This is a genomic window from Paenibacillus praedii, from assembly GCF_049725345.1.
Taxonomy (GTDB): domain Bacteria; phylum Bacillota; class Bacilli; order Paenibacillales; family Paenibacillaceae; genus Pristimantibacillus.
On record NZ_JBMWAM010000002.1, the window covers coordinates 158987 to 173511 of the forward strand.

The window sequence follows — 14525 nt, forward strand, 5'->3', positions numbered from 1 at the left end:
ACTAGAAAGCGTCTCCCGCGCATTCTTATCCGGAAATTCAAAACAAGGCATGCAGCACTTTCGTAATGGAATCTATTAACACAGCCCTTAGTTTAGAATAAGAAGCTTTCTCATAATCCAATAAGGTTTGATGCTCTGCTTTCGACGTCGAAGGCAGCCGCAATCTGATGCTGCCTTCATCGAACACCGGTACTGTGCCTATTTTACGGTTATTCATATACCACTCCAGAGCACCTCGCTCGCCTAATGCGTAGCGCGTTGTTCCCGCATCATACAGGACAAGCTTTGACGTTATATTGTTCAATTCCTCTAGTTCAACCGGATATTTAAAGGACTGACCGATCGCGTAAGGATAACCTGCGATGGCTTGGCCTTTAACCGCCATCTGCTTCAACGGATAGTACTCGAAGCCCCAATCCAGCAGTCTGCGATGATCTGCCCAATCATCACTATCATTGATGGTGACTGAAGCAAGCTGCTGGCCTGATCTGGTGGCTGAGCTGACTAAGCAGCGCAATGCTTTTTTGGTATAACCCGTTTTGACACCATCGGCGCCTTCATACATGGTCAGCATTTTATTTTTGTTCGTATAGCTGTAATCCCATGTAGCGTGAGGATTCGGCACTTTTTTCACACGCGTGCTTACAATTTCAGCAAACACTTTATTTTTCAATGCATATGCTGTAAGCTTGGCCAAATCGTTGGCGGAAGAATAGTGCCCCTCCTCGTCTAAGCCATGCGGATTTTTGAATTGCGTCTGCTTTAAACCGAGAAAAACAGCCTTCTCGTTCATGAGGTGCACAAAGCCCTCCTCGGAACCTCCAACATGCTCTGCGATAGCCGTTGCCGCATCATTACCTGAACGAAGCATGAGCCCGTACAGCATATTCAGCAAGCTCATTTTCTCTCCTAGCTGAAGGTAAATGGAGGATCCTTCTCTTCGGTATGCGCGCTTGCTCGTTTTGACCATATCGGTTAATTTGCCATGTTCGATAGCAACAATGGCCGTCATTATTTTTGTTAGGCTCGCTATTCTCATGGAAGTGTCGCCATTACTGCTGTACAACAATCGGCCTGACTCAACATCAATGAGCGCCGATGCTTTCGCTTTCGTATGCATTGGTTTTGGAGCAGCGCTCGCATACGGCGTCAAGCTTGTCCCCAGCATCATTGCGAAAAACAGCCCCAACGCCATAGCCCGTTGCAGCTTCTTCGAATACATCTGTTTACTTTCCCCTCTCGCAGCGTTAATTGTTCAAGCTTCTGCACTTACCTATTTCAGTATATGCCTGTACACTCTGCTCTAGACGAAATCATGCGAACAAAAATGAAAAACTGCCCTCTCGGGCAGTTATGTCATAGGAGGTGATCATTAGTTTCCACGCGCCCAGCGATTATCGTTTGTGACGGATCCGTATAGGATGTGCCCATGCCGGCACTCGTGGACGGTTTCTTCATCATGGCTTGCAGCTTATCAAATACATGCGGCGCTGAATCTATAACCCGTTCAAGCAAATGCGTCTGATTGTCAAGCGGCACGATTTTCACACCATGCGTGCCAACGACTAGAAATGCTATAGGGGTAATCGAAACACCGCCGCCGCTTCCGCCGCCAAACGGCATGGCTACAGATGCGTTATGCGCATCGGATTGTGCTGCGCCTTTATGCTCGGCATCATCTAACCGAATGTCACTGCCCCCTGCTACAAATCCGAAGCCCACTTTCGAGATAGGCATAATGATGCTGCCGTCCGGCGTTTGAACAGGGTCTCCTACGATCGTATTGACGTCGACCATTTCTTTAATATTTTCCATCGCGGTTTGCATTAAGCCTTGAATAGGATGTTCTGTCATGCTTTGACGCCTCCTTTCACCTTCTTCATGCGAACTAATAGCTGCAGCCCGGCAAGGATAGCATAACCGAAGCGGATTTGAGCTATGCATGACAGCTCTGTTGTAAAAGCAGGATGCTGATAAATCGGCTGGACAATCATTTTAGGCTCTGTCTTCAGCTTAACCATTTGCGATAGTACACCAATGACCGACGTTTTGACTGACCAGATGAATCCTGTAGCCATTGCCGTCCACATCGCATCACCTGTACCAACAGAAGTGTTCCAGTTCCATTCTACAAGTCTAACCTTCGTTAATGTTTTTCTTGCCCAACCGGTTAAATCTATTGTCATTTGTAAAATGTGCTTGAATCGTTCCATCGCATTTACTACTTTATCCGCATCGATATCCTCGCTGAATTGCTTCCACGTGTCAATCCCTGCGTTAGACGACGACACCTGCTCCTTGAGCTCGACAGACGTTCCTGTAAATTGGATAGTTGGCACCTTAACACGATATTTAATAAGGCCGTATAGAGCTTTTACATTTAATTCTGCATCATCATTGCTTCCCAATCGGCGCAAATGTCCATTAATGACAACTGGAGAAAAGAGAAGCACCATCAATATGAGCAAAAAAAAGAGACCGGCCGCCGTTATCCAACCGTAAGGGTAACTGAGCATCATGATGCTTCCTCCGTTTCCCTAAAATGGGTTGAATATAGTATGACCCGGCGGTCAAATCTCATTCTTTAATTTCTTCAATTGTCATTTGACGCCCATCCAGGCGTTCGAACAGAAGCTGAGTCTGCTCCTCAAGCGCATCGTCGATATCCACATTTCCAGGCTCCGGCAGATCCTTGATCGAGGGTAATCCGAAATAATCCAAAAATGATTTTGTCGTTCCATACAAGATTGGCCTTCCGATCGCCTCTGCACGACCTACCTCTTCAATTAAGTCCTTCGATACGAGCGATGCAATCGCTCTATCGCTTTTTACACCGCGAATCTCTTCAATTGCAATTCTAGTAATTGGCTGGCGGTATGCAACGATAGACAGCGTCTCGAGCGCAGCCTGCGAGAGCTGTGCACGCGTAGGTGTGTAGGCCATCCGTTCAAAATACGGCGCATGCTCCGGATGCGTTGTAAGTCTATAGGTGGAAGCTACCTCGGCAATTTGAACACCACGGCCTTCTCTTTCCAAATCCCGCTGCAAATCATACACCAAATCGGTTGCTAGATCAGCATCAAGCTCTAAAATGTCAGCGAGCTGGCGTTTCGTTAATCCTTCATCGCCCGCCATAAACAGCAGACCCTCAATAATTGTCTTCAATTTCGGATAATCCACTTCCCGAAGATTCTCCTCTCCAATGAATGACGATATCGTCAAACAGCTGATGCTGGAAGCAGCGGATATGCTTCATCTTCATGAGCTCAAGTATAGCTAGGAAGGTGGCCACGACCTCGTGCCGATTCATATTTTCTCGAACGAGCTTGGAAAATCTGACCGTTTCGAACTGCTTCAGAATTTCTATAATATCCTGAATACGATCCTTCACTGAAATTTCATCGCGCTGCACGGTTGCAACAATATCACGTCTTGCCGCACGCTTGAGCGCCTTCTGGAAAGCCGCGATCAAGTCCGACACATGCAGTCCTTCAACCGGATTAACCTTTTCCTCCTTCATGAAAGGAGTCATATCCTCGGGCTCGCGCGAATAGACGAGACTGCGTTCGAATTCCTTCTCGCGCAGCTGCTCAGCTATTTGCTTGAACTTGCGATATTCGACGAGCTTCTGAATAAGCTCGTCTCGCGGATCTAAGCCATCATCCGGCCAGTCCTCATAATCATCCTCAAATACGGGAGGCTTAGGGAGAAGCTGCTTGCTTTTCATAGCTAAGAGCGTAGCCGCCATAACAAGAAATTCGCTCGTGACATCAAGCTCCAGCTCCTTCAATGCATTCAGGTATTCCATATACTGAATCGTAATCTCGCTGATCGATACTTCATGGATATCAATTTCAGCCTTATCTATTAAGTGAAGCAACAGATCAAGCGGACCCTCAAAGGATTCCAGCTTATAGAGCACTGACACGCCTATTTCCTCCCGCCTTAACTAGGTTAGCCGCTTATCCCTGCAATTGCTTGGTCAAATTCGCCATTTCGATTGCACTGGCAGCTGCTTCATAACCTTTGTTGCCTGCTTTCGTGCCCGCACGCTCAATCGCTTGCTCGATCGAATCGACTGTCAGTACACCGAAAATAGTCGGTACACCGGTTTTAAGCGCAATTGCTGCTACACCCTTTGCCGCTTCATTGCAAACAAAGTCAAAATGAGGAGTCGATCCGCGAATAACGGCGCCAAGAGTAATAACCGCGTCATACTTGCCGCTTTCTGCCATTTTTTGAGCGATTAAAGGAATTTCGAAGGCGCCTGGAACCCAAGCCACCTCCACATCTTCCTCCTGCGCGCCATGACGCTTGAAAGCATCCAATGCGCCACTGAGCAGCTTGCTTGAAATAAACTCATTGAAACGTCCTACCACTACTCCATATTTTAAACCCTCTGATACTAAATGTCCTTCATAAATTCGTGCCATTTTACATTCATCCTTCCGAAAATTTATATTTTGTAGTCTTGTTCTTCAAAACGCAGTAAATGTCCTAGCTTAGATTTCTTTGTACTTAAGTACCCTTTGTTGTCCTCATTCGCTTCCATTTGGATCGGTAAACGCTCGACAACCTCCAGCCCGTAGCCTTCCAGGCCTTTTATTTTACGCGGATTGTTCGTGAGCAGGCGAATTTTGCGGATGCCAAGATCCTTCAATATTTGCGCGCCAATACCATAATCTCGCAAATCGGCCGGAAAGCCAAGCTTTAAATTTGCGTCAACGGTATCCAGGCCCTGCTCCTGCAGCTCATAGGCCTTCAATTTATTAATTAAACCGATGCCTCTGCCCTCTTGCCGCATATAAAGCAGAACACCGCTGCCCACTTCTTCAATTTGCTTCAGAGCGGCTTCCAGCTGCGGTCCGCAGTCACAACGGTGCGAGTGGAACACGTCCCCGGTTAAGCACTCGGAGTGGACTCGAACTAACGTTGCAACTGACGGATCGATTTCTCCTTTAACTAACGCCACATGCTCTTTACTATCGAGCATGTTGGTGTAAGCAATCGCTCGGAAGGTTCCGAAATCGGTTGGCAGCTTAATATCTACTGCACGCTCGACCAGTTTTTCCTTCTCGTTGCGGTATTGAATCAATTCTTGAATCGTAATGAGCTTTAGATTGTGTTTTTCTTTAAAGAGCAGTAGATCGGGCAATCGCGCCATCGTTCCATCCTCTTTAATGATTTCACAAATCGCAGCCGCTGGCGCGGAACCGCACATAATCGCGAGATCTATCGCTGCCTCCGTATGTCCAGCACGACGCAGTACGCCTCCCGGCTTGGATATTAGCGGGAAAATATGACCCGGTCTTCTAAAATCCGATGCCTTCTTCGTTGGATCAATGAGCGCTTTTACCGTTTGTGAGCGTTCATAGGCTGAGATTCCGGTGGTCGTCCCGACATAATCGACTGATACCGTAAATGCCGTTCCATGATAATCCGTGTTATGTGACACCATTGGCGGCAAATCAAGCTCCTCCGCCCTTTCCTGCGTAATTGGAACGCACACGAGCCCGCGCGCCTCCGAAATCATGAAGTTAATGACCTCCGGCGTCGTCTTATCAGCCAGCGCGATAAGGTCCCCTTCATTCTCGCGATCCTCATCATCCACTACAATGATCGGCTTCCCAAGCTTCAAATCATGCAATGCATCCTCAATTCGATCAAAAAACATTTTATCTGTTTGATCCATATGCGTTTCCCTCCTTTTTCTACCAAACAATTTTGGATGCTTATTTTATGGTTAAGCTGCTGAATTAGCTATTTAGTCATACCTGCATTACAAAAATCCGTTTTCCATCAGAAATGTTGTGGATAACTTGGATTTTGCGCTTACTGCTTCAGGCTGCTTGAAGTGAAGCAGATGGTCAACGTATTTGCCTATGACGTCACATTCGATATTGACGGTGTGGCCTGCTATCTTGTGCTGCAAGGCCGTTTCACTGAGCGTATGCGGAATGATCGAAACTCTGAACGAATGTGACGAAGTGTCAACCACCGTAAGACTTATTCCGTCTATTGTGATCGAGCCCTTCGGAATTACATAGCGAAGCATCTCTGGATCATCCAGCCGAATTTTATATACGACCGCATTTGCATCTGCTTCTCGGGTTACGATTTGACCTGTACCATCGATATGCCCCTGTACAATATGACCGCCAAAACGCGCCCCAGCTTGCATAGCCCTCTCCAAATTGACAGGCTCGCCTGAGCGGAGCTGATGCAGGCTCGATTTCCGGTACGTCTCAGGCATCACATCCGCCGAGAAGGAAGCGCGATCGAACGAGGTTACGGTTAAACACACGCCATTTACCGAAATACTATCGCCAAGCATAACGCCATCTAATACTTTAGCTGCCCCGATAACCAGACGCATCGCTTCTCCTTGCTTCGTTATCCCCTTCATATTTCCCACTTCTTCAACTAATCCGGTAAACATCGACGTCCTCCTCCAAGGTTTGAGATAGCAAACCTGCCTCGTAAGCATCAGCTAAAGTTTGCAATTGCAAACCTACTTCGTATATACGGGATAGCCCGATACACAGATATCTTCGCCCGCCATTTCTACCTTTATATTCTCCAGTTCAATGGCATCGGCCATTTTTTCGAAGCCGTTAAAGGTAAATGTGCCTGGTGCGTTAGCGCCCCCGATAATTTTGGCTGCATAGTAAAGAATAATTTTATCGATAAGCCCCTCTTCCAGCATCGCTCCGTTCAACTGACCGCCGCCCTCGAGGAGGATCGAGCCAATTTCCAGCTGGCCTAGTTTGCGCATCGCGTCCGGTAAGTCCACTTTTTCGCTGTTGCCGCATACAACGACCTCTATACCAGCCTTCTCCAGCGCTTCGCGTTTGTCCGCAGAAGCTTGGGACGAAGTCAATACGATCGTTCTCGCTAAGCGATTTGTTACTACCCTTGCCTCTAGCGGCAAGCGCAGCGACGAATCAACGATAATCCGAATCGGGTCAATGGCAGGTACAGCAGCTCTCGTGTTCAGCAATGGATCGTCCGTAAGCACAGTTCCAATCCCCACCATGATCGCTTCGTGCTGATGTCGAAGCGTATGGACCTGCTCACGGGCGATTGCCCCCGTAACCCAGCGGCTGTCTCCGGTTCTGGAGGCAATTTTCCCATCAAGCGTACTTGCTGTTTTTAAAGTGACGAATGGCAACTTGGTCGAAATGTATTTATTGAATTTCTCATTCATTTGCTGTGATTGCTGCTCTAGGACACCAACCGTTACTTCGATGCCCTCCTCGCGCAGCCTGGAAATCCCTCTGCCCGACACCTCAGGATTGGGATCACCGCTTGCAACGACTACTTTAGCCGCTTTGGCAGCAATAATTCTTTCGCAGCAGGGCGGCGTTTTGCCAAAATGGCTGCAAGGCTCTAATGTCACATATACCGTTGCGCCTTCCGCATCATCGCCTGCCATCTGAAGGGCATGGACCTCAGCGTGGCCCGTTCCGCGCTTCAAATGCGTTCCAACCCCAATGATTCGCCCATCCTTTACAACGACGCAGCCGACCACCGGGTTAATTCCAGTCTGTCCTGCTGCTCTTGCAGCAAGCTCAAGCGCAAGCTGCATATAATACTCATCATTCAAGATTTCCAAAATAAAAAACACCCCTATCGGCACACTTACCGGAAGGGGTGATGAAAGAATTCATTGAGCACAACGACAAAACCGATCTACAAAGCCAGCTAATAACTGCCGCTCACGAATAAGCCGCAAATGCTGCGATACCGGTTCGTAAAAATACGCTAAAGAAACAAGCCTGTATTGCTTGTGAAATAAAACACAAACAAAGAAGCATGAATAAATAGCTGTCGATGCATCTCCTTCTCCCATCCAGACTATACTGTCGGTCCCGGATTCGCACCAGGTCCACCGTTCCAATGAGCAAACGTCGGTTTATACCGTCGCCATGCCCATCAGCCCGGGTCACGGACTTACAAGGAGCGCAGGAAGTTCGGTTGCCCGATTCCCCTGCGCTCCCCGATCACCGCCGGTTGGGAATTTCACCCTACCCCGAAGGAAAGCTGCACTTACATATTTATAGTAAGTATCTTATCATTAAACTTCGACAACTTCAACCTTTTCCATTTTGTCTCCGCCTTTAACAGCATCAACAAACTCCATACCTTTAGAAACTTTGCCGAATACGGTATGAACGCCATCAAGATGTGGTTGAGGCGCATAAGCGATATAGAATTGGCTTCCGCCTGTGTTGCGACCAGCATGCGCCATAGCCAATGTACCGCGTTCATGCTTGTTAGGGTTTATTTCACAGTTGATTTTGTAGCCAGGACCGCCTGTACCAGTGCCGTTCGGGCATCCCCCTTGAGCGACAAAGCCTGGGATAACGCGGTGGAACGATAGACCGTTATAGAAGCCCTCATTTGCTAGTTTCTCAAAGTTTGCTACTGTATTCGGCGCATCTTGATCGAACATATCAATAACAACTTCTCCGCCGTTTGCTAGTGTAATTTTTGCTTGTTTTGCCATTACTGCATCAACCTTTCTTTATCTGAATAAATCTACGTTACCAATAACGCTCTTATTTCGCAAGCGATGATTTTTGAAGTCTTGCCGGAATTACGTCATTACAAACAATATTTTCAAGCGATTCACGCTTAACGGCCAGGTCTGCTTGTCCGTCCTTAACGAAGACGACAGCTGGACGGCGGATACGATTATAGTTGCTTGCCATTGCGTAGTTGTAGGCACCTGTGCAGAACACGGCAAGCAAATCCCCAGATTTTGCTTTCGGCAATTCGAGATCCCAAATCAGCATATCACCGCTCTCGCAGCATTTGCCGGCAATCGATACGGTTTCTTCCACGGGATCATTGGCGCGGTTAGCAAGCACAGCTTCATACTTCGATTGGTAAAGCGCTGGGCGTGGGTTGTCCGTCATGCCGCCGTCAACAGCGATATATTTGCGAACGCCAGGAATATTTTTGCTGGTACCGACCGTATAGAGCGTTGTACCCGCATCACCGACCATGCTGCGGCCCGGCTCGACCCAAATTTCAGGCAATGGAAATTCTGCCTTCGTGAAGTTCGAGATGATCGCTCCTGTGATCGCAGCTACATACTCGCTAATCGGAAGCGGTGTGTCGCCTTCCACATAACGAATGCCAAAGCCTCCACCGAGGTTGATGACTTTAAACGTCAGTCCAAGCTCGTTGCGAACAGCTACTGCAAAATCAGCAACCTTGTCCACCGCCATACGGAAGCCTTCCACCTCGAAAATTTGCGAGCCGATATGGGAGTGAACGCCGAGAACATTTAGGTTTGGAAGCGCAATGGCCTCTTGGATCGCTTGCTTAGCAGCGCCGTTACCGAGGTCAAAGCCAAATTTAGAATCCTGCTGGCCAGTCGAAATATAATCATGGGTGTGTGCTTCCACGCCAGGCGTGATACGAAGCAAAATATTAACTTTTTTGCCTTTTTCGCCTGCAAGTGCATTTAGAAGTTCCAGCTCCAGGAAGTTATCCACTACGAAGCAGCCAATACCTGCGTCAAGCGCCATATTGATCTCTTCAGGCGTTTTGTTGTTGCCGTGGAAGTGAATGCGCTCTGCAGGAAAGCCCGCTTGCATAGCCGTATAAAGCTCACCATCGGATACCACGTCTAATGATAATCCCTCTTGCTCAGCAATTGCGCACATCGCCATGACGCTAAAAGCTTTGCTTGCATAAGCAACCTGAAATTTCAGTCCAGAGGCTTTGAACGCCTCGACATATTCGCTTGCGCGCTGACGTACGAGAGCTTCATCAACAATATATAGCGGCGTGCCGAATTGGCTGGCCAAATCAACTACATCGCAGCCGCCAATTTCCAAATTACCGTTTGCGTTAATTTTACTAGTTCCATGTAAGTACATTTATTTCCCCTCATCTTTCTTCTATCTGCAAGCAAATAGAAAGGATAGAATTTGCATCAATAGCATAAGTATAACGCAATCTATCCGCTTGAGAAATGGATAAATTCACATTTCATTTGCATTTTTATGAATTCACTCCGTTTGCGGCATCTTGTCACGCTGCTGCGCCTTCAATAAATTTGGACGCGTCCGGTTGTGCAGCACGGGCTGTCTGATGATAATTCCCCAGAGCGCCTTCATATCAAAAGGAATAATCGGCCAAAAGTAAGGACGATTGAAGGAACGCTCGCAGATGAGCATCAGCATGATGGCCGTCGTCGCAACGATGAAGCCGGGTACACTGAAGGCGGCCACCGCTATGATTAGCACTAACCGTACAATCCGATTCGCTAATCCAAGCTCATAGCTTGGCGTAGCGAACATCCCGATTGCTGCGATCGCCATATATAAGATGACCTCATTTACAAAAACGCCTGTTTTCACCGCAATATCGCCGATCAAAATGGCGGCGACGAGCGACATGGCCGTTGCTAGCGAGGTTGGTGTATGTACAGAAGCCATTCTTAGCAGGTCTACGCCAATCTCAGCCAGCAGAAACTGAACCACCAATGGTAGTTTTCCCGTTTCGGAAGGCCCTAGAAACGATAATGCTGCTGGCTTGAGTTCAGGATGCAGGACGAAAAGCAGCCAAAGCGGGAGCATAAACAGCGAAGCGGCAATACCGATAAACCTCACCCAGCGCAGGTATGTGCCAATAAACGGTGTTTGCCTATTTTCTTCTGCGTGCTGCATTAAATCCGTATAGGTCGTCGGCAGGGTCATCACACTCGGCGAGGTGTCAACGAAGACCGCGACTGCGCCCTCCAGCAAATGAGCCGCAACCGTATCCGGCCTCTCCGAATAGCGGACAAGCGGAAACGGATTCCAGCCGCGCTTGACCGTCGCCTCCTCCAGCTGCTTGTCCGCAAGGGGCAGACCGTCCAACTTGACCATCCTAATTTTATCCTTAATTGATTTCAAGAGCTCTTTATCAACGATGTCATTCACGTAGGCAATACATACATCCGTCTTCGTCCGTTCGCCAACCTGCATGATCTCGTACCGAAGCTGCGGGTCCCGCAGTCGTCTGCGAACGAGCGAAACATTCATCATCAGTGTCTCGACAAAGCCGTCTCTGCTGCCGCGCACGACCTTCTCAAGCGAAGGCTCCTCAGGTCCCCGTGCCGGAAAAGCCTTGGCGTCGATCATGATTGCGCTAGACTCACCGTCGATATACAACGCCGAAGCGCCCGATAACACCTGCATAATCACTTTATTCCAATCATCCGCTGTCGTTACCTGCACAGCAGGCACATAATACTCTAAAAACGAATGCAGAGCATGGCTCGATACCTCATCAGGTGAAAGAAAAGTTAAACGTTTGAGCACCTCCGTCTGAATGCTGTCCTTCACCAATCCGTTCATGCATACCATGGCCGTTCTCCGCTCACCGAACGTCATTTCCCTCACCACGACGTCGAAGCTCGTTTTATAACCGATTTCATCCTCTAAACGATGCAAAATGACATCCAGCTCCGTCGGGATAGATTCTTTCTCTTCCTCATTCGAGGAGATCGAGCTAGTCAATTTTTGACGCTTGGAAGCTGTGATAATAGACTCCTGCAATTTATCACTTGCTTCCTCGCCCTGCTGCTCCTCAGATAATTCCATATACGGAGGCGATCCCATTTTACCGATCTCTGTTCCTTGTTCTGTTTGAGACTCCCTCATTTTCCGTCACCTCATTTGTAATGTTCTACCATTGAAAAACAAGCCAGTCAAACAGTGAGCCTAATGATTTCCCGACAACCATTGCCATAACCAATGCAATCATATACTCGGAAAGCTGCATTCTTTTTGCTAGAATCGGCAGCACGTTCAACACCTCTGTTAATGCTGCAGCAAGCATACCCACAAATATTCCATCGAACAGACCCGACATGCTCATAAAAATGCCAGGCGGCAATTTGAGCTTCCAATCCAAGAAATCGGCAAATGTCCAATACAGCGAGCCGCATATGATGGCCGTTTCAAAGCACACGGATATGCGATAGGCATTGGCGAGCTGGGCTAAACGAGGAATAAGGTCCAATACGATCAGCAATGCCACTAAACCGCTACCTACTGCGAGCCCGCCAGCCAAGCCGAGAAGGACAACGAATATATTGGGCGCGATGTTAACCATTCGACTTGTCCTGCGTCTGATCATAGTCTGCTTTCTTGCGCATTTCATCGGCAATGACGTATGCATTTACATTTTCCTGATACATATAAAGCTCCACCTCTAATGGGTTCGGTTCCTCATTGAACCGCTTGCGGAACAAGTGATTGAAGAACAGCACCATGCCAAGACCGATCCCCAGCGAGTAAGGGATCTGAAACCATAACGGATGCTTCGTTCTCTCTCCAGTAACGAGCTCGACGATTCGAATATGAACCTCCTTCATATTGACATCAGTATGAAAATTCATGATCGCGAGCCCCGAGCCAAAAAACAACAGCAGCCATGCGAAAATGAGCACCGGTATACGAGGCTTCACCGGCTTTTCTGCCACCATGACGAGCACTTGGGGGTCACCATATGCCTCAACTGTCAATTCCGGCATAAGCTCTCTTATCCGCTTGACAATTTGCAGTAAATCAATAACAACGCGATTTCCATCCGCTCTCTTATGCTCATAGAGCACCAGATCCTTGAGCTGTCGCTCAACTGATTCATTGGCAGCCAGCATACGCGAGGCTTGACCAAGTGTGACATCATGCTGCGGCTTAATGTAAATTCTTTTTTTGAGGCGCAGATAAAGAACTGATTGTGTATATGCTCCCACCTGTCCGCCTCCCTTCTGCTTTAGCTTTGGCGTTTGTTTCCCATTTAGTATGAGAAAAGGTTGATTCGGATACTCATGCGAACTAAGGTAAAAAAAGGAAAAGACCAAGCCGCCTTAAAGGGCGATTTGGTCTTTAATGGATTGCAATATTTTTTTCTCCAGCCGTGACACCTGCACCTGCGATATTCCAAGCCTGCTCGCTACTTCGGATTGCGTTTTGTCGCGGTAATAGCGCAAATACACGATTAGCCGCTCTCGTTCGCTGAGACCCTCAATCGCTTCGACAAGCGCAAGCTTATCGAACCAACGCTCCTGCGATTCATCCGCAATCTGGTCCATCAGCGTAATCGGATCGCCATCGTTCTCAAACACCGTTTCATGAATGGACGTGGGTGGTTTATTCGCTTCCTGGGCGAAAACAACGTCCTCCGGCGTAATGCCGAGTCGATCTGCTACCTCGCTGATGGTCGGCAATCGTCCTAACGTTTTAGACAGCTCATCCTTCATTTTACGAACCTTGTTGGCCGTTTCCTTGAGGGATCTGCTAACCTTCAACGTGCCGTCATCGCGCAAAAACCGTTGGATTTCACCAATAATCATCGGCACTGCGTAAGTCGAAAACTTCACATCATAGGACAAATCAAACTTGTCCACCGATTTGAGAAGTCCGATACAGCCGATCTGGAACAAATCCTCTGGCTCATAACCACGATTAATGAAACGCTGAACGACGGACCAAACGAGCCGAATATTGCACTGAACGAGTGTATCTCGTGCGAGCGTGTCGCCCGATTGGCTTAGCGCAATGAGTCGCTTCACTTCCGCATCATCCAAGTATGGCTGGGCCGTTTGCTTCAAACCGACATCCATGAGGCTCAACCCCTATGCACTAATTGTAGAGTGCTTTTTTCGATTCGATCCGCTTCAGCATTTCAACGCGAGTTCCCCCGCCTGACGTACTGGAAACCTCGAAGCGGTCCGTAAAATTTTCCATAATCGTAAAGCCCATCCCGGAACGCTCAAGCTCCGGCTTTGACGTAAAGAGCGGCTGACGGGCAAGCTCTAAGTCTTCAATGCCGCGCCCGTTGTCCGACACGATGATGGATACACAATCACCTTCAATTTTTGCTTCGATCGCTACTTGGCAAGAAGCATCGCTTTCGTATCCGTGGATGATCGCGTTCGTCACTGCTTCCGATACGGCTGTCTTCAAATCATTCAGCTCCTCCAGCGTCGGATCAAGCTGAGACACAAATGCAGCAACCGCAATTCGTGCGAAGGCTTCGTTCTCCGAGCGAGCGCTGAAGGAAAGCGTCATTTCGTTCGATCCATTCATGACACCACCTCCAAGCTGGAAATTGCGGTACGTTCATTATCGTAAATCGTCAAAATTTTGAACAAGCCCGAGAGCTCGAACAAGCGATACACGCTCGGATTGACGTCGCAGACAACCATTTTGCCGCCCTTGCTCTTCACTTGCTTGTATCTGCCCAGAATGACGCCAAGGCCGGAGCTGTCCATGAACTGCAGTTCCTTCAGACTGAGAATAATGTGATCGCTGGTGCCGCGAAGCAGTGCCTCCTCCATCTTATAGCGAACGACATCAGCCGTATGATGGTCTAGCTCTCCTCGCAGGCGTACGATCAGCACATTGCGATAATGCTCCAATTCTGCTTGCAGACTCATTGTGGCTGTTCAACTCCTCTAGGTTCAATTCAAACTTAAATTTGCCGAGATAGAACTAGCAATTCTCCAAAAAGAAGAC

General features: G+C 48.2%; 17 protein-coding genes and 1 riboswitch. All 17 genes read right to left on the minus strand.

All coding sequences use genetic code 11. The features are described from left to right. Positions 1–37 precede the first annotated feature (37 nt). The 17 genes from ACO9K6_RS03335 to spoIIAA all read right to left on the minus strand — a co-directional run bounded on the left by ACO9K6_RS03335 (position 38) and on the right by spoIIAA (position 14446). Entirely contained in the window at positions 38–1222 is a 1185-nt protein-coding gene (locus ACO9K6_RS03335) for a D-alanyl-D-alanine carboxypeptidase family protein (protein WP_424766114.1), read from the minus strand. 134 nt (positions 1223–1356) lie between these two features. Beyond that, positions 1357–1854, minus strand: coding sequence for a GerW family sporulation protein (gene ytfJ / locus ACO9K6_RS03340; RefSeq protein WP_424766115.1), 498 nt, complete (start codon positions 1852–1854; stop codon positions 1357–1359). After that, positions 1851–2519 (minus strand): DUF2953 domain-containing protein, encoded by a 669-nt coding sequence (locus ACO9K6_RS03345; protein WP_424766116.1) that lies wholly within the window; start codon positions 2517–2519, stop codon positions 1851–1853. Before ACO9K6_RS03345 ends, ytfJ begins: the two co-directional genes overlap by 4 nt. A gap of 58 nt (positions 2520–2577) precedes the next feature. Next, a complete protein-coding gene (scpB, locus tag ACO9K6_RS03350; RefSeq protein ID WP_424766117.1) occupies positions 2578–3180 on the minus strand; it encodes an SMC-Scp complex subunit ScpB in 603 nt (200 codons plus the stop codon). After that, positions 3149–3928, minus strand: coding sequence for a segregation and condensation protein A (locus ACO9K6_RS03355; RefSeq protein WP_424766118.1), 780 nt, complete (start codon positions 3926–3928; stop codon positions 3149–3151). Before ACO9K6_RS03355 ends, scpB begins: the two co-directional genes overlap by 32 nt. Before the next feature lie 34 nt (positions 3929–3962). Further along, entirely contained in the window at positions 3963–4433 is a 471-nt protein-coding gene (gene ribH, locus ACO9K6_RS03360; protein WP_424766119.1) for a 6,7-dimethyl-8-ribityllumazine synthase, read from the minus strand. 23 nt (positions 4434–4456) lie between these two features. Continuing rightward, positions 4457–5692 (minus strand): bifunctional 3,4-dihydroxy-2-butanone-4-phosphate synthase/GTP cyclohydrolase II, encoded by a 1236-nt coding sequence (locus tag ACO9K6_RS03365; RefSeq protein ID WP_424766120.1) that lies wholly within the window; start codon positions 5690–5692, stop codon positions 4457–4459. Positions 5693–5779: 87 nt separating this feature from the next. Continuing rightward, on the minus strand, positions 5780–6439 hold the full coding sequence (gene ribE, locus ACO9K6_RS03370) for a riboflavin synthase (protein ID WP_424766121.1): 660 nt from the start codon (positions 6437–6439) through the stop codon (positions 5780–5782). A gap of 72 nt (positions 6440–6511) precedes the next feature. Then, the gene (ribD, locus tag ACO9K6_RS03375) at positions 6512–7615 is read right to left on the minus strand and encodes a bifunctional diaminohydroxyphosphoribosylaminopyrimidine deaminase/5-amino-6-(5-phosphoribosylamino)uracil reductase RibD (protein WP_424766122.1); all 1104 of its coding nucleotides are present in this window, start codon (positions 7613–7615) and stop codon (positions 6512–6514) included. A gap of 221 nt (positions 7616–7836) precedes the next feature. After that, positions 7837–8044: riboswitch (FMN riboswitch) on the minus strand. A gap of 33 nt (positions 8045–8077) precedes the next feature. Continuing rightward, positions 8078–8509 carry a peptidylprolyl isomerase gene (locus ACO9K6_RS03380; RefSeq protein WP_424766123.1) on the minus strand — a complete coding sequence of 144 codons (432 nt, stop codon included), beginning with the start codon at positions 8507–8509 and terminating at the stop codon, positions 8078–8080. Positions 8510–8561: 52 nt separating this feature from the next. After that, positions 8562–9893, minus strand: a complete 1332-nt coding sequence (gene lysA / locus ACO9K6_RS03385) for a diaminopimelate decarboxylase (protein ID WP_424766124.1) — start codon at positions 9891–9893, stop codon at positions 8562–8564. Positions 9894–10025: 132 nt separating this feature from the next. Further along, on the minus strand, positions 10026–11663 hold the full coding sequence (locus ACO9K6_RS03390; protein WP_424766125.1) for a spore germination protein: 1638 nt from the start codon (positions 11661–11663) through the stop codon (positions 10026–10028). A gap of 25 nt (positions 11664–11688) precedes the next feature. After that, on the minus strand, positions 11689–12117 hold the full coding sequence (locus tag ACO9K6_RS03395) for a stage V sporulation protein AB (RefSeq protein ID WP_424766126.1): 429 nt from the start codon (positions 12115–12117) through the stop codon (positions 11689–11691). Beyond that, positions 12110–12760 (minus strand): stage V sporulation protein AA, encoded by a 651-nt coding sequence (locus ACO9K6_RS03400; protein WP_424766127.1) that lies wholly within the window; start codon positions 12758–12760, stop codon positions 12110–12112. Before ACO9K6_RS03400 ends, ACO9K6_RS03395 begins: the two co-directional genes overlap by 8 nt. A gap of 114 nt (positions 12761–12874) precedes the next feature. Then, positions 12875–13630, minus strand: coding sequence for an RNA polymerase sporulation sigma factor SigF (gene sigF, locus ACO9K6_RS03405; RefSeq protein ID WP_424766128.1), 756 nt, complete (start codon positions 13628–13630; stop codon positions 12875–12877). Between the two features lie 19 nt (positions 13631–13649). Beyond that, positions 13650–14096 (minus strand): anti-sigma F factor, encoded by a 447-nt coding sequence (spoIIAB, locus tag ACO9K6_RS03410; RefSeq protein WP_424766129.1) that lies wholly within the window; start codon positions 14094–14096, stop codon positions 13650–13652. After that, a complete protein-coding gene (gene spoIIAA / locus ACO9K6_RS03415; RefSeq protein ID WP_424766130.1) occupies positions 14093–14446 on the minus strand; it encodes an anti-sigma F factor antagonist in 354 nt (117 codons plus the stop codon). Before spoIIAA ends, spoIIAB begins: the two co-directional genes overlap by 4 nt. Between the last annotated feature and the right edge of the window lie 79 nt (positions 14447–14525).